The organism is Streptomyces sp. NPDC001744, from assembly GCF_042892575.1.
GTDB lineage: Bacteria > Actinomycetota > Actinomycetes > Streptomycetales > Streptomycetaceae > Streptomyces.
The window spans coordinates 163069-179792 of record NZ_JBIAUG010000013.1; the positions used below are offsets into that span (position 1 = coordinate 163069).

The 16724-nt window shown below is 71.4% G+C and carries 15 protein-coding genes; 6 read left to right on the forward strand and 9 right to left on the reverse strand.

Going from position 1 to position 16724, the window contains the following annotated elements; all coding sequences use genetic code 11:
• Window positions 1-110: 110 nt before the first annotated feature.
• Complete coding sequence (locus ACFYZY_RS17730; protein WP_388694714.1) at window positions 111-524, reverse strand: VOC family protein; 414 nt, start codon at window positions 522-524, stop codon at window positions 111-113.
• Between the two features lie 131 nt (window positions 525-655).
• Entirely contained in the window at window positions 656-1105 is a 450-nt protein-coding gene (locus ACFYZY_RS17735) for a group III truncated hemoglobin (protein WP_388694716.1), read from the reverse strand.
• 399 nt (window positions 1106-1504) lie between these two features.
• Here ACFYZY_RS17735 and ACFYZY_RS17740 point away from each other — a divergent pair, with 399 nt between their 5' ends.
• Window positions 1505-2659 carry an alkaline phosphatase PhoX gene (locus tag ACFYZY_RS17740; RefSeq protein WP_388694718.1) on the forward strand — a complete coding sequence of 385 codons (1155 nt, stop codon included), beginning with the start codon at window positions 1505-1507 and terminating at the stop codon, window positions 2657-2659.
• Here the strand turns inward: ACFYZY_RS17740 and ACFYZY_RS17745 are convergent.
• From ACFYZY_RS17745 to ACFYZY_RS17760, 4 genes are all read right to left on the reverse strand, one after another.
• The gene (locus ACFYZY_RS17745; protein WP_388694721.1) at window positions 2629-3654 is read right to left on the reverse strand and encodes a helix-turn-helix domain-containing protein; all 1026 of its coding nucleotides are present in this window, start codon (window positions 3652-3654) and stop codon (window positions 2629-2631) included. The genes ACFYZY_RS17740 and ACFYZY_RS17745 overlap by 31 nt on opposite strands.
• Before the next feature lie 563 nt (window positions 3655-4217).
• Window positions 4218-6929, reverse strand: coding sequence for a pyruvate, phosphate dikinase (gene ppdK / locus ACFYZY_RS17750; protein ID WP_388694724.1), 2712 nt, complete (start codon window positions 6927-6929; stop codon window positions 4218-4220).
• Window positions 6930-7285: 356 nt separating this feature from the next.
• Complete coding sequence (dusB, locus tag ACFYZY_RS17755; RefSeq protein WP_388694726.1) at window positions 7286-8422, reverse strand: tRNA dihydrouridine synthase DusB; 1137 nt, start codon at window positions 8420-8422, stop codon at window positions 7286-7288.
• 197 nt (window positions 8423-8619) lie between these two features.
• On the reverse strand, window positions 8620-8844 hold the full coding sequence (locus tag ACFYZY_RS17760; protein ID WP_388694727.1) for a DUF6243 family protein: 225 nt from the start codon (window positions 8842-8844) through the stop codon (window positions 8620-8622).
• A gap of 564 nt (window positions 8845-9408) precedes the next feature.
• Between ACFYZY_RS17760 and ACFYZY_RS17765 the strand changes: the two genes are divergently transcribed.
• Window positions 9409-10152, forward strand: coding sequence for a VC0807 family protein (locus ACFYZY_RS17765; RefSeq protein ID WP_388694728.1), 744 nt, complete (start codon window positions 9409-9411; stop codon window positions 10150-10152).
• A 76-nt stretch (window positions 10153-10228) separates the two neighbouring features.
• On the opposite strand, the gene ACFYZY_RS17770 is transcribed toward ACFYZY_RS17765, so the two are convergent.
• Window positions 10229-11611, reverse strand: coding sequence for a glycine--tRNA ligase (locus tag ACFYZY_RS17770; RefSeq protein WP_388694729.1), 1383 nt, complete (start codon window positions 11609-11611; stop codon window positions 10229-10231).
• Window positions 11612-11787: 176 nt separating this feature from the next.
• Between ACFYZY_RS17770 and ACFYZY_RS17775 the strand changes: the two genes are divergently transcribed.
• From ACFYZY_RS17775 to ACFYZY_RS17790, 4 genes are all read left to right on the forward strand, one after another.
• Window positions 11788-12771 (forward strand): metal ABC transporter substrate-binding protein, encoded by a 984-nt coding sequence (locus tag ACFYZY_RS17775; RefSeq protein ID WP_388694730.1) that lies wholly within the window; start codon window positions 11788-11790, stop codon window positions 12769-12771.
• Window positions 12772-12797: 26 nt separating this feature from the next.
• Complete coding sequence (locus tag ACFYZY_RS17780) at window positions 12798-13571, forward strand: metal ABC transporter ATP-binding protein (protein WP_388694733.1); 774 nt, start codon at window positions 12798-12800, stop codon at window positions 13569-13571.
• A 2-nt stretch (window positions 13572-13573) separates the two neighbouring features.
• Window positions 13574-14467, forward strand: a complete 894-nt coding sequence (locus ACFYZY_RS17785) for a metal ABC transporter permease (protein ID WP_388694735.1) — start codon at window positions 13574-13576, stop codon at window positions 14465-14467.
• Between the two features lie 74 nt (window positions 14468-14541).
• Window positions 14542-14952 (forward strand): Fur family transcriptional regulator, encoded by a 411-nt coding sequence (locus ACFYZY_RS17790; RefSeq protein ID WP_388694738.1) that lies wholly within the window; start codon window positions 14542-14544, stop codon window positions 14950-14952.
• A gap of 76 nt (window positions 14953-15028) precedes the next feature.
• On the opposite strand, the gene ACFYZY_RS17795 is transcribed toward ACFYZY_RS17790, so the two are convergent.
• Together ACFYZY_RS17795 and recO are read right to left on the reverse strand one after the other, a co-directional pair.
• Window positions 15029-15853 (reverse strand): isoprenyl transferase, encoded by an 825-nt coding sequence (locus ACFYZY_RS17795; RefSeq protein ID WP_388694794.1) that lies wholly within the window; start codon window positions 15851-15853, stop codon window positions 15029-15031.
• Between the two features lie 19 nt (window positions 15854-15872).
• Window positions 15873-16622 carry a DNA repair protein RecO gene (gene recO, locus ACFYZY_RS17800; RefSeq protein ID WP_388694740.1) on the reverse strand — a complete coding sequence of 250 codons (750 nt, stop codon included), beginning with the start codon at window positions 16620-16622 and terminating at the stop codon, window positions 15873-15875.
• Window positions 16623-16724: the final 102 nt, after the last annotated feature.

Sequence of the window (16724 nt, forward strand, 5' to 3'; positions counted from 1 at the left end):
GTCCGGCCCCTCCCGTAGGGGGCCCGGAGCGCGCCCGCCTGTGGCCGGCGCCGCCGTCCGGGCCGGGTGCCCGGCGGCGGCGTCGTGATCCGGCGCGGCTCCGGCCCGGCTCAGCCCTGGGCGGCGGCCGGGTCCATCCAGAAGACCTCCCAGTGGTGGCCGTCCAGGTCGGTGAAGGAGCGCTCGTACATGAAGCCCATGTCCATCGGCTCCTTCGCCGGGGTGCCGCCCGCGGCGAGGGCCGCGTCGGCCAGCTCGTCGGCCTTCTCGCGGCTCTCGGCGCTCAGCGCGATCAGCACCTCGGTGGCCTTCGTCGCGTCGGAGATCTCCTTGCCGGGGGCGGTGAAGTCCCTGAACTTCTCCTCGGTCAGCAGCATCGCGAAGATGGTGTCGCTGATCACGAGGCAGGCGGCGGTGTCGTCGCTGAACTTCGGGTTGAAGGAGTAGCCGAGCTTCTCGAAGAACGCCCTGCTGGCGCCGAGGTCCTTCACGGGAAGGTTCACGAAGATCATCTGCGGGGCCATGGCGCTCTCTCCTCGGGTCGTCCGGTCCGCCCTGTGCGTTCCGGCGTTCTCAGGAGGTAGGACGGGGGCCGGACCCGGAACTCATCGCTCTCCGGGAGGAAATCTTCCGCCCGCCCCGGCCCGGGATCCGCTCAGGCCGCGGTCCTCAGCCGGAGCGCCGACAGCGGTACGAACCCGCCGCCCGTGCCCCCGGTGGAGGCGTCGGGTCCGGCGAGCCGCCGCAGCAGCGCGAGGGCGACCCGTTCCCCCTGCGCCTTGGCCCGGTCGGCCCTCGGTCCCCGGTGCAGGCCGTCGACGGAGGCGTGCCAGAGCTGCACCCACCGGCCGAAGTGGGCGGCGGTGAGGGGACGCGCGGAGTGGATCGCGGCGTGCGGGGCGAAGGCGTCCCGCCCGTAGTCGGCGGTGCGGAAGAGGGCACGCTCCCAGAAGTCGCCGATCCTCGGCAGGTGGGCCTCCAGGTCCGTACCGGCGATCTCGGTGAAGAAGGGCCCGATGAGCGGGTCGGCGAAGGCCGCGGTGTAGAAGCGGCGCAGCAGTACGTCGAGGTCGGCGCGGTCGCTGATGTCCCGGGTGGCACGCATGTCCCCAGTGTCCCCTCCCTCCGTCCCCTTCTCCAGTGCCGAAGGTCCCGGCGGACCGGCTTCCCGGGGCCCCGGGGGACGGGAGCCGGGGGAAGGGCGCCGGGGTGCCCCGGGGAAGGAGACGCCGGGATCACCGGGATCACCGGGATCACCGGGATCGTGCCCGCACCCGTGCTCGTACCCATGCCCGCGCCCGTACGCGCACCCGTTCCCGTCCTCCCGTCCTCCCGTCCTCCCGTCCTCGCGCCCTCGCGCCCTCGAAAGCCTCCCCGTGTCCGCCGCCTCCCCTTCACCGCTCGTTGACGCCCCGTCAATTCCGTACCCCTAGGTTCCGGAACGCGCGACCCCGCCGCCGACCGGTGCGGCGGGGCGGTTCACCATCCTTCTCGGGAGTGAGACGTGGAGCGACGCGGTTTTCTGCGTGGAGCGGTCCTCGGCACCTCGGTCGCCGCCTTCGGCGGCAGCCTCTGGCACGGCGCGGCCTTCGCCGCCCCCGCCCAGCCCGGCGCCGGCCCCTACGGGGCCCTCGGTCCGGCGAACGCGAACGGCATCCAGCTGCCGGCCGGATTCACCAGCCGGGTGATCGCCCGGTCCGGGCAGACGGTCGCCGGCACCTCGTACACCTGGCACAACGCGCCCGACGGCGGTGCCTGCTTCGCCGACGGCACCGGCTGGATCTACGTCTCGAACTCGGAGATCAACCCGGGCGGCGGCGCGAGCGCCGTCAGGTTCGACGCGGCGGGCACGATCACCGGCGCGTACCGCATCCTCTCCGGCACCCGGCAGAACTGCGCGGGCGGCGCCACCCCGTGGAACACCTGGCTGTCCTGCGAGGAGGTGTCCCTGGGCTACGTCTACGAGTCGAACCCGTGGGGCGGCACGGCCCACCGCCGCGACGCGATGGGCCGCTTCAAGCACGAGGCGGCGGCGGCCGACCCGGTCCGCAGGGCGATCTACCTGACCGAGGACGAGACGGACGGCTGCTTCTACCGCTTCCTGCCCACCACCTGGGGCGACCTCTCCTCCGGCACCCTCCAGGTCTTCAAGGCGTCCACCGCCACCTCCGGCACCTTCACCTGGCAGAACGTGCCGGACCCCGACGGCTCCCCGACCACCACCCGCAACCAGGTCTCCGGTGCCAAGCGCTTCAACGGCGGCGAGGGCTGCTACTACGCGAACGACACCGTCTGGTTCACCACCAAGGGCGACAACCGGGTCTGGCAGGTCAACCTCGCCGCCGGCACGTACGAGCTGGCCTACGACGACTCCCTGGTCTCCGGCGGCGCCCCGCTCACCGGTGTCGACAACGTCACCGGCACCTCCTCCGGGGACCTGTACGTCGCCGAGGACGGCGGGAACATGGAGATCTGCCTCATCACCCCGGACGACGTCGTCGCGCCGTTCCTGCGGATCAACGGCCAGTCCGGATCGGAGATCACCGGACCGGCCTTCTCCCCCGACGGCAGGCGGCTGTACTTCTCCAGCCAGCGGGGCACGAGCGGCAGCTCCTCGGGCGGCATCACCTACGAGGTGACCGGCCCGTTCCGCGCGTAGCAGCGCAGGTCCACCTTCTTCTGCCGGGCGCCGCCGAGGAGGGCGGCGCCCAGCGGCGTCAGGGTGTGCAGGACCGCGTTGCCGTGGCGCAGGGTCGCGATGAGCCCGGCCTCGCGCAGGACGCCGGCGTGCTGGCTGGCCGAGGCCATCGACACCCCGGCGCGGCGGGCGAGTTCACTGGTCGTCCCGCCGTCCCCGATGGCGTGCAGCACGGCGGACCGGGTCTGGCCGACGAGCTTGGCGAGCGAGGAGCCGCCCGGCGCGCGGACGGTCGGCGCCTCGCCGTGGGTGACGGGGTAGACGAGGACCGGCGGCAACGCGGGGTCGCGCAGGACGACGGGGGTCCCCCGGCAGAAGTACGAGGGCTGGAGCAGCAGTCCCCGCCCGTCGAGGTGGACGTCCCGGTCCACGGGGTAGTCGGCCTCGAGGACGGGCGCGCGCCAGCGCAGCGTCGGCGGCAGCGAGGCGAGGAGTTCGTCGGCGCCGCCGTCCAGGAGGGCCCGGCCGCGGCGGGCCCGGTCGGCTTCGACGCGGGCCCGGACGTGCGGCCAGTACGGTTCGACGACGGCCCGGTGGTAGCCGCGCAGCGCCCCCACGAGCCGGTCGAAGGGCTCCGCTCCCCCGTCCGCGAGGGCGCGCAGCGAGTGGGGCACGGTCCGTCCGCCGGAGCGGTCGGCGGCGAGCAGCGAGAGTTCGCCGCGCAGCCGGCCAGGGTCGGTCGCGCGGATCGCCTGGAGTCCCTCGTCGAGGCCGTGGAGGCCCTCCGCGGGCGTCAGGAAGTCGGGGAAATAGCCCCGGCTGGGAATGAGGGCGGCGAGGAGGCGGGTCTCACCGCCGAGCCGCGTCCGGACTTCGGAGCGCCATTCCCCGTAGACGACGGGCCCCCGCCGGTCCCTTAACCGGTGAAAGCTCAGAATCGTTTCCCACAGAACGTCCGGCCGGGCGGCCGTTCGCACCCCCGCCAAGTCGTTTCCGGTGAAATGAATTCGCAGCATGACGTCCCCACCTGTGCACTCGCAACCACCCCGTTGTCGAGTATGCACAGCATCACTGCACGTTACCAGGGTGTTTCAGCCACAGTTGAAAAGCATCGCGGCAAACCGGGTGGAACCGAAAAGCTGTACGGGTCGGGCGGGAAACCTTCAGGACCGAGGTGACGCGATGAAGACCGTGGGGGGCTTCGCGCGTCCGGCGGCGGTCGGCGAGGGTGACGGCTCACCCGCCCGGCACCGGTAAAGGGAGCGGCCTCCGGGTGGGGATCCGGAGGCCGCGCCCGCCCCGCTCTTTGCGGCACGGAAACAGAAAAGTTCAATTCCCGATAATTCAATCCGCTCCGATTGAACGCGAGCCCGCGTCCGGCCCACGGCCGGGTGAAATGAACGGCCGGCGTCCGGGAGGAGAACGACGGGACGGACACCTCCGCACAAAGGTGTCCGTCCCGTCCCGCGGTTCCGGGGCCGCGCCGCCCGCCGGTGAGGGTGGGAAAGCGGGCCGACGGCGGCCCCGGGGCCCGGTGGCGGGGCTTCCGCGACGAGGATCCCGCCGCGGAAGGCCCGGCTCAGCGGCTGTCGCTGCCCTTCGACCCGGCCGCCGCGCGGCCCGCCTCCAGGCGCGCCACCGGAATCCGGAAGGGCGAGCAGGAGACGTAGTCGAGACCCACCTCGTGGAAGAAGTGCACCGACTCCGGGTCGCCGCCGTGCTCGCCGCAGACGCCGAGCTTGATGTCGGGGCGGGTGGCGCGGCCGGCCTCGACGGCGCTGCGCACCAGGGCGCCCACGCCGTCCTTGTCGATGGTCTCGAAGGGGCTGACGCCGAAGATGCCCTTCTCCAGGTACGCCGTGAAGAAGCTCGCCTCCACGTCGTCGCGGGAGAAGCCCCACACCGTCTGCGTCAGGTCGTTGGTGCCGAAGGAGAAGAACTCGGCGGCCTCGGCGATCTGGCCGGCGGTGACGGCGGCGCGCGGCAGCTCGATCATGGTGCCGAGCGCGAGCCTCAGGTCGACGCCGGTCTGCGCGCGGACCTCCTCGATGACCTGCTCGGCCTCCTCGCGGACGATCTCCAGCTCCTGGACGGTGCCGACGAGCGGGATCATGATCTCGGCGCGCGGGTCGCCCTTGGCGTCGATCCGCTGGGCCGCGGCCTCCGCGATGGCGCGGACCTGCATGGTGAACAGGCCGGGGATGACCAGGCCGAGGCGGACGCCGCGCAGACCCAGCATCGGGTTCTGCTCGTGCAGCCGGTGCACGGCCTGGAGCAGGCGCAGGTCGTTCTCGTGCGGCTCCTTGCGGGACTCGGCGAGGGCGACGCGGACCGACAGCTCGGTGATGTCGGGCAGGAACTCGTGCAGCGGCGGGTCGAGCAGCCGGACCGTGACGGGCAGCCCGTCCATGGCCTCGAAGAGCTCCACGAAGTCCTGCTTCTGGAGCGGCAGGAGGGCCTTGAGGGCGTCCTCGCGCTCGGCGTCCGTGTCCGCGAGGATCAGGCGCTCGACGTACTGGCGGCGCTCGCCGAGGAACATGTGCTCGGTGCGGCACAGGCCGATGCCCTGGGCGCCGAAGCGGCGGGCGCGCGAGGCGTCCTCGGCGTTGTCGGCGTTGGCGCGGACCCGCAGGCGGCGGACGCGGTCGGCGTAGGCCATGATCCGGTGGACGGCGGCGACCAGCTCGTCCGCGTCGTCGGCCCCGGCGTGCATTCGGCCCTCGAAGTACTCGACGACCGGGGACGGCACGACGGGCACCTCACCGAGGTAGACCTTGCCGGTGGAGCCGTCGATGGAGACGACGTCGCCCTCCTCGACCACCTGGCCGCCGGAGGTGGTCATGCGGCGGCGCTTGGTGTCGACCTCCAGCTCCTCGGCACCGCAGACGCAGGTCTTGCCCATGCCGCGGGCGACGACGGCGGCGTGCGAGGTCTTGCCGCCGCGGGAGGTGAGGATGCCCTCGGCGGCGATCATGCCGTCCAGGTCGTCCGGGTTGGTCTCGCGGCGGATCAGGATGACCTTCTCGCCGGAACGGGACCACTTGACGGCCGTGTACGAGTCGAAGACGGCCTTGCCGACGGCGGCGCCCGGGGAGGCGGCGATGCCGCGCCCGATCTGCTCGACCTTCGCGCCCTCGTCGAACTTGGGGAACATCAGCTGGGCGAGCTGGGCGCCGGTGACCCGCTGGAGCGCCTCGGCCTCGTCGATCAGGCCCTGGTCCACGAGCTGGGTCGCGATGCGGAAGGCGGCACCGGCGGTGCGCTTGCCGACGCGGGTCTGGAGCATCCAGAGCTGGCCGCGCTCGATGGTGAACTCGATGTCGCAGAGATCCTTGTAGTGGGTCTCCAGGGTCTCCATGATGTGCATGAGCCGGTCGTACGACGTCTTGTCGATCGACTCCAGGTCGGCCAGCGGCACCGTGTTGCGGATGCCGGCGACGACGTCCTCGCCCTGCGCGTTCTGGAGGTAGTCGCCGTAGACGCCCTGGTGGCCGGAGGCGGGGTCCCGGGTGAAGGCGACGCCGGTGCCGGAGTCCGGGCCGAGGTTGCCGAAGACCATCGAGCAGACGTTGACGGCGGTGCCGAGGTCGTGCGGGATGCGCTCCTGGCGGCGGTACAGCTTGGCGCGGTCCGTGTTCCAGGAGTTGAAGACGGCCTCGATGGCGAGGTCCATCTGCTCGCGCGGGTCCTGCGGGAAGTCGCGGCCGGTCCCGGTCCTCACGATCTCCTTGAACCGCCGGACGACCTCCTGGAGGTCGGCGGCGTCGAGCTCGGTGTCGCTGACGACCTTCTTCGCGGCCTTGACCTCGTCGAGGGCGTCCTCGAAGAGTTCGCCGTCCACGTCGAGGACGGTCTTGCCGAACATCTGGATGAGCCGGCGGTACGAGTCCCACGCGAAGCGCTCGTTGTCGGCCTGGCGCGCGAGGCCGACGACGGACTCGTCCGAGAGGCCGATGTTGAGGACGGTGTCCATCATGCCCGGCATGGAGAACTTGGCGCCGGAGCGGACGGAGACCAGCAGCGGGTCGTCGGCCTGGCCGAGCTTCTTGCCCATCTTCCGCTCCAGGGCGTCGAGGTGGGCGCTCACCTCGTCGCGGAGCTCGGCCGGCTCGGAGCCGCTCTCGAGGTAGACCTTGCACGCTTCGGTGGTGATCGTGAAGCCGGGGGGGACCGGCAGACCGAGGTTGGTCATCTCGGCCAGGTTCGCGCCCTTGCCGCCGAGGAGGTCCTTCAGGTCCCTGTTGCCCTCGGTGAAGTCGTACACGAACTTCTGATCATTGTTTTCCGACACGGGCCACGACTCCTCGACGACTCGGTTGGCTGCCCTGACGGCGAGGAACATACCCAGATCGAAGGCTTCTAGGGAGGTACGCCTAGCGGTCATATGGTCTTAACCACTCGTCCGCCAGCACTTCGAAAGTAACCAATGGGTAGCTCCCGACTTCAGGCTCCGAAGGCTCCCCATGGGAAAACCGGAAGATCAACGCTCATGCGAGCAGACGCACGAGCACTTGCGTTCAACTTGTGAACACAAAAAGGGTGGCACCCAGTGCCACCCTTCAGGTCCCGCAACCGACCCTCATGTGCTCATGTGAGCGCATCACCCCTCAAGGGTGGCGAGGATCACTCCCCGAGAAAGGCATGATCTCAGCCGCCGGACGTGTCCAGCTCCGCGTCCTCGCTCACGCCCGAGCAGTCGTAGGGGTCCTTCAACCAGCCGTCCGGCAGGACAACCCGGTTGTTTCCGGACGTACGCCCCCGGGGCCCGTCCGCGCCGACCGGCCACGGCTGGTCCAGGTCGAGTTCGCTCAACTGAGCACGCAGCTCGTCCAGGGAGGAGGTGACCGCCAGCTTCTTGCGCATCTCGGAACCGACCGCGAAGCCCTTGAGGTACCAGGCCACGTGCTTGCGGAAGTCGATGACACCGCGTGCCTCGTCCCCCAGCCACTCCCCGAGCAGCCGCGCGTGCCGCACCATCGCGTCCGCGACCTCCCGCAGCTCCGGCCGCGCGTACGCGCCCGTGCCCTCGAAGCCCGCCACCAGGTCCCCGAAGAGCCACGGGCGGCCCAGGCAGCCGCGCCCGACGACCACGCCGTCGCAGCCGGTCTCGCGCATCATCCGCAGGGCGTCGTCGGCCGACCAGATGTCGCCGTTGCCGAGGACCGGGATCTCCGGCACGTGCTCCTTGAGGCGCGCGATGGCGTCCCAGTCGGCCGTACCGCCGTAGTGCTGGGCCGCCGTCCGCCCATGCAGGGCGATCGCCGTGACGCCCTCCTCGACCGCGATCCGGCCCGCGTCCAGGAAGGTGATGTGGTCGTCGTCGATGCCCTTGCGCATCTTCATCGTCACCGGCAGGTCGCCCGCGTTGGTCACGGCCTCGTGCAGGATCGCCCGCAGCAGCGGCCGCTTGTACGGCAGGGCCGAGCCGCCGCCCTTGCGCGTCACCTTGGGGACGGGGCAGCCGAAGTTCAGGTCGATGTGGTCGGCCAGGTCCTCGTCCACGATCATCCGCACGGCCTTGCCGACCGTCACCGGGTCCACCCCGTAGAGCTGGATCGAGCGCGGCTTCTCGGTCTCGTCGAAGCGGATGAGCTGCATCGTCTTCTCGTTGCGCTCGACCAGCGCCCTCGTCGTGATCATCTCGCTCACGAACAGGCCCTTGCCGCCGGAGTACTCGCGGCAGAGGGTGCGGAAGGGGGCGTTGGTGATGCCGGCCATCGGGGCGAGCACCACCGGGGGCTGCACGATGTGCGGCCCGATGGCGAGAGGGGTGAACGCGGTCATCCGCCCATTGTCGCGCACGACGGCGGCCGCACGTCGGCCGCGCCGTCCGGACATGTCGGAGTTCACATCTCCACGGCACGCGCGCACTCCCGGAACCCCGGACGGGAGCGGGCGGTGAGAGGCGGGAGAGTGGGGAGTACGGGACGAACGGCGGGGGCCGAGGCGTGCGGACGCCCCGGCCCCCGTCGCGGAACGTCTTACTGCCGGGCGGCGCCGGTGCCGGTGTCCTCCGGGCTCGCGGTGCCTTCGGCCCGCGCGGTTCCCTGCGCGCGTGCGCGCATCTTCCTCAGCAGCTCCTGCTTGTGGTCGTCGGCCGTGGGCCGGGCGGCGGCGCGGCCCTGGCCGGCGCCCTGCCGGTCGGCGCGGGACAGCTTCTTGCGCTGTCCACCGACGCCGAGGAGGTTGTTGCGGCTCTTCGCCACGGGGTTCTCCCGTCAGTGGGGTGGGCGGTGGTCGGATCGGATCGGCCGGAGCCGGACGCTCACTCGTAGATCTGGAAGAACGCGTACATGCCGGGGACGCTACCCCCGCCGCAACCCGCCGGCACCCGATTTTTCCCGCACCGCCCCGCCCCGCCGCCCGCGGGCCGGGCACGGGGATCACGGCGCACGGGGTGCTGTCGCGCGTCCTGATCAGCGGCCACTCCACCCGGGGCCGGGAACCGGCGCCCGGCGCCGCGACCGGACGGCGGAGGCGCTCGGCGCCCTCTTCGACGCGACCGCCCGCTTCCACGACCCGGCCTACGCCCCGGAGCGGCGGCGCCCCACGATCGGGACCGGGTTCGAGGCCGTGGTGGGGCTGCTCCCGCGCGGTCCGGGCGCCTGACCCGCCGCCCTCGTACGGGGAGCGCCGCGCGCCCCCGACTTGGCGATCACTTTGAGCGGACTTTCCCGTTCCGTACCCGGCCGCCGACTAGCGTTCCCCCGCACCGTGACCGCGCCGCAGCGGCGAGCACCGCACCACGAGCACCACTCACAGGGGGAACCATGTCAGCGCACGAGCGGACGGCCACCGCCGCCGCCCCGGCCGGCCGGCCCGGACCACCGGCACGCTCAGGGGCCTCGGCGGCGATCGGCTGGTTCCTGACCATCGGACTGAACGTCGTCGCGCCGATCCTCACGTACAACGCCCTGACCGAGGACCGGGGCTGGAGCGAGTTCGGAGCCCTGCTCGTCAGCGGCGTCTGGCCACTGCTCGACAGTGCCCTCATGGTCGCCTGGCGGCGCAAGCTCGACGAGTTCGCGGTCGTCACCCTCGTCTTCCTGGTGATCACGGCCCTGGTCTCGCTGATCGGCGCGCACACCGCCCGTGCCCTGCTGATCAAGGACTCGGGCGTGACCGGCCTCTTCGGGCTGCTCTGCCTGGGGACCCTGCTCGCGCCCCGGCCGCTGATGTTCTACTTCGGGCGCAAGTTCGCGACCGACGGCACCCCGGAGTCCGCCGCCTGGTGGAACGGGCTCTGGCAGTTCGACGGCTTCCGCTCGACCATGCGCACGATCACGCTGGTCTGGGGCGTGGCCTACCTGGTCGAGGCCCTGGTCCGCATCGCCCTGGCGTACGTCCTGGACACCTCGGTCATGGTCGTGCTCAGCCCGGTGATGATCTACGGCGTGCTCGGGACGCTCGCCCTCTGGACGGCGTGGTTCAGCAAGCGCCGGGCGGCCGAGGGGGCCCGCCGGCAGGCGGCTGCCGCGGCCGAGGCGGCGGACGGCGCGGCGGCCCCGGCCTGACGGGACCGCGCCGCAAGGGGAAGGCCCCCGGTTCCTGGAGACGGAACCGGGGGCCTTCCCGCAGGGCGGGCGGAGATCAGCAGCCGAGGAGACGGCTGCCCAGGTAGGACTGGATCTGGTCGAGGGAGACGCGCTCCTGCTTCATGGTGTCGCGCTCGCGCACGGTCACCGCGTTGTCCTCGAGGGTGTCGAAGTCGACGGTGACGCAGAACGGGGTGCCGATCTCGTCCTGACGGCGGTAGCGGCGGCCGATGGCGCCGGCGTCGTCGAACTCGATGTTCCAGTTCTGCCGCAGGTCGGCCGCGAGGCCCTTGGCCTTCGGGGAGAGCTGCGGGTTGCGGGAGAGCGGCAGGACCGCGACCTTGACCGGGGCCAGGCGCGGGTCGAGGCGCAGGACGGTGCGCTTCTCCATGACGCCCTTGGCGTTCGGGGCCTCGTCCTCGACGTACGCGTCGAGGAGGAAGGCCAGCATGGTGCGGCCGACACCGGCGGCGGGCTCGATGACGTACGGCGTCCAGCGCTCGCCGGTCTCCTGGTCCAGGTAGGTCAGGTTGGCGCCGGAAGCCTTGGAGTGCGCGCTCAGGTCGTAGTCGGTGCGGTTGGCGACGCCCTCCAGCTCGCCCCACTCGCTGCCGCCGAACTGGAAGCGGTACTCGATGTCGGCGGTGCGCTTCGAGTAGTGGGAGAGCTTCTCCTGCGGGTGCTCGAACCAGCGCATGTTCTCCTCACGGAGACCCAGCGACGTGTACCAGTTCCAGCGCTGCTCCATCCAGTACTCCTGCCACTGCTCGTCCTCGCCCGGCTTGACGAAGAACTCCATCTCCATCTGCTCGAACTCGCGGGTGCGGAAGATGAAGTTGCCCGGAGTGATCTCGTTCCGGAAGGACTTGCCCATCTGGGCGATGCCGAACGGGGGCTTCTTGCGCGAGGTCTGCTGGACCTGGGCGAAGTTGGTGAAGATGCCCTGGGCGGTCTCGGGGCGCAGGTAGGCGACCGAGCCGGTGTCCTGGGTCGGGCCCAGGTGCGTGGAGAGCAGGCCGGAGAACTGCTTGGGCTCGGTGAAGGTGCCCTTGTTGCCGCAGTTCGGGCAGTTGAGGTCGGTCAGGCCGTTCTCGGGGAGGCGGCCGTGCTTCTCCTCGTACGCCTCTTCCAGGTGGTCGGCGCGGTAGCGCTTGTGGCAGGAGGTGCACTCGGTCAGCGGGTCGCTGAAGGTGGCGACGTGACCGGACGCCTCCCAGACCTCGGTGGCCAGGATGACCGACGAGTCGATGCCGACGACGTCCTCGCGCGCGGTGACCATGTAACGCCACCACTGGCGCTTGATGTTCTCCTTGAGTTCGACACCCAGCGGCCCGTAGTCCCAGGCGGCCTTCTGACCGCCGTAGATCTCGCTGCAGGGATAGACGAAGCCACGGCGCTTGCTCAGGCTGACGATGGTGTCGATCTTGTCGGCGGCCACGGTGCTCTCTTCATTACGACGACGAAGTGCGAATGCCACAGGTTACCGGCGCCCGTACCCCCCGCATCAAATCGGTTCCGGCGTTCACGCGCGGGCGGACCCTCCCGGGTCTCCGTGGGACGGACCACACGGAAGGCAATTGACAACCGTTTCCATCTTTGTTGAAAATGAGTGTCATGAACGTACGCCGCCTCATACCCGCCACCGCCCTCGGCGGAGCCGTCGCCCTCGGCCTCGTCTCCCTCTCCGCCTGCGGTACCTCGGACGCCGCCGGGAAGGGGAGCGACGACAGGCTGGACGTCGTGGCGTCGTTCTATCCCCTGCAGTACCTGGCCGAGCAGATAGGCGGCGGCCACGTCGCCGTCGACACGCTCACCAAGCCCGGCGTCGAGCCCCACGACCTGGAGCTGAAGCCGAAGCAGATCGGCGCGCTCGGCAAGGCCGACGTCATCCTCTACCTCAAGGGCATCCAGCCCGCCGTCGACGACGCCATCGCCCAGGCCGACGCCAAGAACACGGTGGACGCCGCCACCCTCACGAAGCTCGAGGCGCACGGCACCGGGGCCGGCCACGAACACGGACACGAGCACGGCGACGAACACGCCGGGGAAGAGGGCCACGACCACGGTTCCGGCGCCGACTCCGACCCGCACGTCTGGCTCGACCCCGTGAAGTACGCCGAGGTCGCCAAGGGCGTCGGCGCCGCCCTGGCGAAGGCGGACCCGGACCACGCCGCCGACTACGCGAAGAACACCGACGCCCTGGTGAAGAAGCTCGACGGCCTGCACACCGAGTTCGAGACGGGCCTGAAGAACACCGCCACCCGCACCTTCATCACCACCCACTCCGCCTTCGGCTACCTCGCCGAGCGGTACCACCTGGAGCAGGAGGGCATCTCCGGCGTCGACCCCGACTCCGAGCCGAGCCCCGCCCGCATCAAGGAGCTCCAGTCCGTCGCGGCCAGGGACAAGGTCTCCACCGTCTTCTTCGAGACCCTCGCGAGCGACAGGACCGCGAAGACCCTCGCCGGCGACACCGGTCTGAAGACCGACGTGCTCGACCCGCTGGAGGGAATCACGGACAAGTCCCGGGGCGCTGACTACCTCGAGGTCATGCGCTCCAACCTCGCCGCGCTGAAGAAGGCCCTCGGCGCCAAGTGACCACCGCACAGCAGGAGGTACGGCCCATGGCCCAGGAACCCGTCGCACCCGTCATTTCCGTCCGCGGCGCCACGGCCGCCCTCGGTGCCCGGCCCGTCCTCCGGGGCGTCGACCTCACCGTCCGCCGCGGCGAGGTCGTCGCCCTGCTCGGCGCCAACGGCTCCGGCAAGTCCACCGCCGTCCGCTCCGTCATCGGCCAGGTGCCGCTGACCGGCGGCACGATCGAGCTGTTCGGCACCGAGCGGAAGCGGTTCCGCGACTGGGCCCGCATCGGCTACGTACCGCAGCGCACCACCGCCGCGAGCGGTGTCCCCGCGACCGTCCGCGAGGTCGTCACCTCGGGCCGGCTCTCCCGCCGCAGGTTCGGCCGGCTGTCCCGGGAGGACCGGGCCGCCGTCGAGCGGGCCATCGCCCTCGTCGGCCTCGCCGACCGCGCCGGGGACCCGGTGGGCGCCCTCTCCGGGGGCCAGCACCAGCGGGTCCTGATCGCCCGCGCGCTCGCCTCCGGGCCCGAACTCCTGATCATGGACGAGCCGATGGCGGGCGTGGACCTCGCCAGCCAGGAGATCCTGGCCACGACCCTGCGCGAGCAGGTGGCGGACGGCACCTCCGTCCTCCTCGTCCTGCACGAGCTGGGCCCCCTGGAGCCGCTGATCGACCGGGCCGTCGTCCTCCGCGACGGCTGCGTCGTCCACGACGGCCCGCCGCCCGAGGCCGTCGGCCAGCACGCCCTGCCCGGCCACGACCACGTACATCCGCACGCGGCCGGCGAGCCGCTCCGCACGGGACTGCTGACCTGACCATGGACTTCCTCGAACCCGCCTTCATGCAGAGGGCGCTGATCGCCGCCCTCCTCGTCGGCGTCACCGCCCCCTCCGTCGGCGTCTACCTCGTCCAGCGCCGCCAGGCCCTGATGGGCGACGGCATCGGCCACGTCGCCATGACCGGCGTCGGCCTGGGCTTCCTGCTGAACTCCAGCCCGGTCTGGATGGCGACCCTCGTCGCCGTCGCGGGCTCGGTCGCGATGGAGCTGATCCGGGCGTACGGCAAGACCCGCGGCGACCTGGCGCTCGCGCTGCTCTTCTACGGCGGCATGGCGGGCGGCGTCCTCCTGATCAACCTCTCGCCGACCGGCTCCAACGCCAACCTCACCTCGTACCTCTTCGGCTCGCTCACCACCGTCTCGCCCGAGGACATCACCGCGATCTCGGTCCTGGCCGCCTTCGTGGTCCTGGTCACGGTCGGCCTGCGCCGCCGGCTGTTCGCCGTCAGCCAGGACGAGGAGTTCGCCCGGGTCACCGGTCTGCCGGTGCGCGCCCTGAACCTGCTGATCGCCGTCACGGCCGCGGTGACCGTCACGGTCGCCATGCGGGTCGTGGGCCTGCTCCTGGTGAGCGCGCTCATGGTGGTGCCGGTCGCGGCGGCCCAGCAGCTGTCCCGCTCCTTCCGGACGACGTTCGCCGGCGCGGTCCTCATCGGGGTCGTCGTCTCCCTCTCGGGCACGGTCACCACGTACTACGTGGAGGCCCCGCCCGGCGCGACGATCGTGCTGTACGCGATCGGGGTCTTCGTCCTGCTCACGGTGCTCGCCACCCCGCTCGCGAAGCGGCGGGCCCGTGCGGCCGAGACGGGGACGGCGGCCTGCGACGCGCCGGTCCCGGCGAGCCGGCGGCCCGGTGACGACGTGAGGGTCTGAACCGCGACCGGCCCCGGGGGCGTACGGGGGACTGGCAGAATGACGGGGGCAGACAAGCATCCAAGGAGGCCCCCGTGGTGACGGCAGGACCCCCCGTACGCGGCCGTTCGACCAAGCAGAGGGCCGCCGTGTCGGCGGCACTGAACGAGGTGGACGAGTTCCGCAGCGCTCAGGAGCTGCACGACATGCTCAAGCACCGCGGCGATTCGGTCGGCCTCACCACCGTCTACCGCACCCTCCAGTCCCTCGCGGACGCGGGCGAGGTCGACGCGCTGCGCACCAGCGACGGCGAGACGGTCTACCGGCGCTGCTCGACCGGCGACCACCACCACCACCTGGTCTGCCGCGTCTGCGGCAAGGCCGTGGAGGTGGAGGGCCCGATGGTGGAGCAGTGGGCCGAGGCCGTCGCCTCGGAGCACGGCTTCGTGAACGTGGCCCACACCGTGGAGATCTTCGGCACGTGCGCGGAGTGCGCCGCGAAGTGACCCGGCGCGCGCCGGGACGCGCGCGAGGGCCCGCGCCGGACGGTTCCGGCGCGGGCCCTCGGCGTGTTCCGTCCGGTCAGGCCTTGTCGAGGACGGCCATGTCGGCCGGGTCGACGCCGCCGAAGCGCCGGTCGCGCGAGGCGTACTCGACGCAGGCCCGCCACAGGTCGCGGCGGTCGAAGTCCGGCCACAGCACGTCCTGGAAGACCATCTCGGCGTAGCTGCTCTGCCAGAGCAGGTAGTTGGACGTGCGCTGCTCGCCGCTCGGGCGGAGGAAGAGGTCCACGTCCGGCATGTCCGGGTAGTACAGGTACTTCTGGAAGGTCTTCTCGTTGACCTTCGCCGGGTCCAGCCTGCCGGCCGCCACGTCCCGGGCGACGGCCTGCGCCGCGTCCGCGATCTCCGCGCGGCCGCCGTAGTTGACGCAGAAGTAGAGGGTCATGGCGTCGTTGCCCACGGTCTGCTCCTGGGCGACCTGGAGCTCCTGGACGACCGACTTCCACATCTTGGGCATGCGGCCGACCCAGCGGATGCGGATGCCCAGCTCGTCCATCTCGTCGCGGCGGCGGCGGATGACGTCCCGGTTGAAGTTCATGAGGAAGCGGACCTCGTCGGGCGAGCGCTTCCAGTTCTCGGTGGAGAAGGCGTAGAGGGAGAGGTTCTTGACGCCCATCTCCAGGCAGCCCTTGAGCACGTCGAGGACGACGCCCTCGCCGACCTTGTGCCCCTCGGTGCGGGGCAGGCCGCGCTCCTTGGCCCAGCGGCCGTTCCCGTCCATCACGCAGGCCACGTGGTTCGGCACCAGCTCGGGCGGAAGCTTCGGCGGGTGGGCACCGGACGGGTGCGGCTCGGGAGTCTTGTACTCCCGGCGCTGCCGCCCGAGGATTCCGCGTCGTGCGATGGCCATGGCGATGGGTCTCCTAGCTCTTCTCTACGTACCGCAGCGAGCGCAGGCCGCGCTCCAGGTGCCAGTGCAGATAGGCGGAGACGAGTCCGCCGCCCTCCCTGACGTGACGCGGCTCGCACGCGTCCGCCGTCGCCCAGTCGCCGGTGAGCAGCGCGCTGAGCAGGCCGATGGCCTCCGCAGAGGGTACGACGCTTCCGGGCACCCGGCAGTCGCCGCAGACCACACCGCCCGCCGCGACCGAGAAGAAACGGTTCGGTCCGGGGAGCCCGCACCGGGCGCAGTCGTCGAAGCTCGGCGCGTAGCCGTTCACGGCCAGGGAGCGGAGCAGGAAGGCGTCCAGGATGAGGTGGGGGGCGTGCTCGCCCCGGGCGAGGGTCCGCAGGCCGCCGACGAGGAGCAGGTACTGCTGGACGGCGGGCTCGCCCTCGTGGTCGGTGAACCGCTCGGCCGTCTCCAGCATGGCCGTGCCGGCGGTGTAGCGGGCGTAGTCGGTGACGATCCCGCCGCCGTAGGGGGCGATGGTCTCGCTCTGGGTGCAGAGCGGCAGGCCGCGCCCGATCAGTTCGCTCCCCCGGGCGAAGAACTGGACGTCGACGTGGGAGAAGGGTTCGAGCCGGGCCCCGAACTTCGACTTGGTGCGCCGCACGCCCCGCGCGACGGCGCGTACGCGCCCGTGACCGCGCGTGAGGAGGGTGATGATGCGGTCCGCCTCCCCCAGCTTCTGGGTGCGCAGCACGATGCCGTCGTCGCGGAACAGACTCATGCGGTCCATTCTCCCGTACGGCTCGGACACCCGGGCCCGGGGCCGGGAGCCGTACGGACGGACCGGGGGCGCCCGGCGCCGTACGGGGCCGGGGGGGCACCT

Bases quoted from the DNA above. Each gene is read 5' to 3' on its own strand.
- ACFYZY_RS17730 (WP_388694714.1), bottom strand. From the start codon at position 524: ATGGCCCCGCAGATGATCTTCGTGAACCTTCCCGTGAAGGACCTCGGC.
- ACFYZY_RS17785 (WP_388694735.1), top strand. From the start codon at position 13,574: ATGGACTTCCTCGAACCCGCCTTCATGCAGAGGGCGCTGATCGCCGCC.
- dusB (WP_388694726.1), bottom strand. From the start codon at position 8,422: ATGACCGCGTTCACCCCTCTCGCCATCGGGCCGCACATCGTGCAGCCC.
- ACFYZY_RS17775 (WP_388694730.1), top strand. From the start codon at position 11,788: ATGAACGTACGCCGCCTCATACCCGCCACCGCCCTCGGCGGAGCCGTC.
- ACFYZY_RS17765 (WP_388694728.1), top strand. From the start codon at position 9,409: ATGTCAGCGCACGAGCGGACGGCCACCGCCGCCGCCCCGGCCGGCCGG.
- ACFYZY_RS17780 (WP_388694733.1), top strand. From the start codon at position 12,798: ATGGCCCAGGAACCCGTCGCACCCGTCATTTCCGTCCGCGGCGCCACG.
- ACFYZY_RS17745 (WP_388694721.1), bottom strand. From the start codon at position 3,654: ATGCTGCGAATTCATTTCACCGGAAACGACTTGGCGGGGGTGCGAACG.
- ACFYZY_RS17735 (WP_388694716.1), bottom strand. From the start codon at position 1,105: ATGCGTGCCACCCGGGACATCAGCGACCGCGCCGACCTCGACGTACTG.
- recO (WP_388694740.1), bottom strand. From the start codon at position 16,622: ATGAGTCTGTTCCGCGACGACGGCATCGTGCTGCGCACCCAGAAGCTG.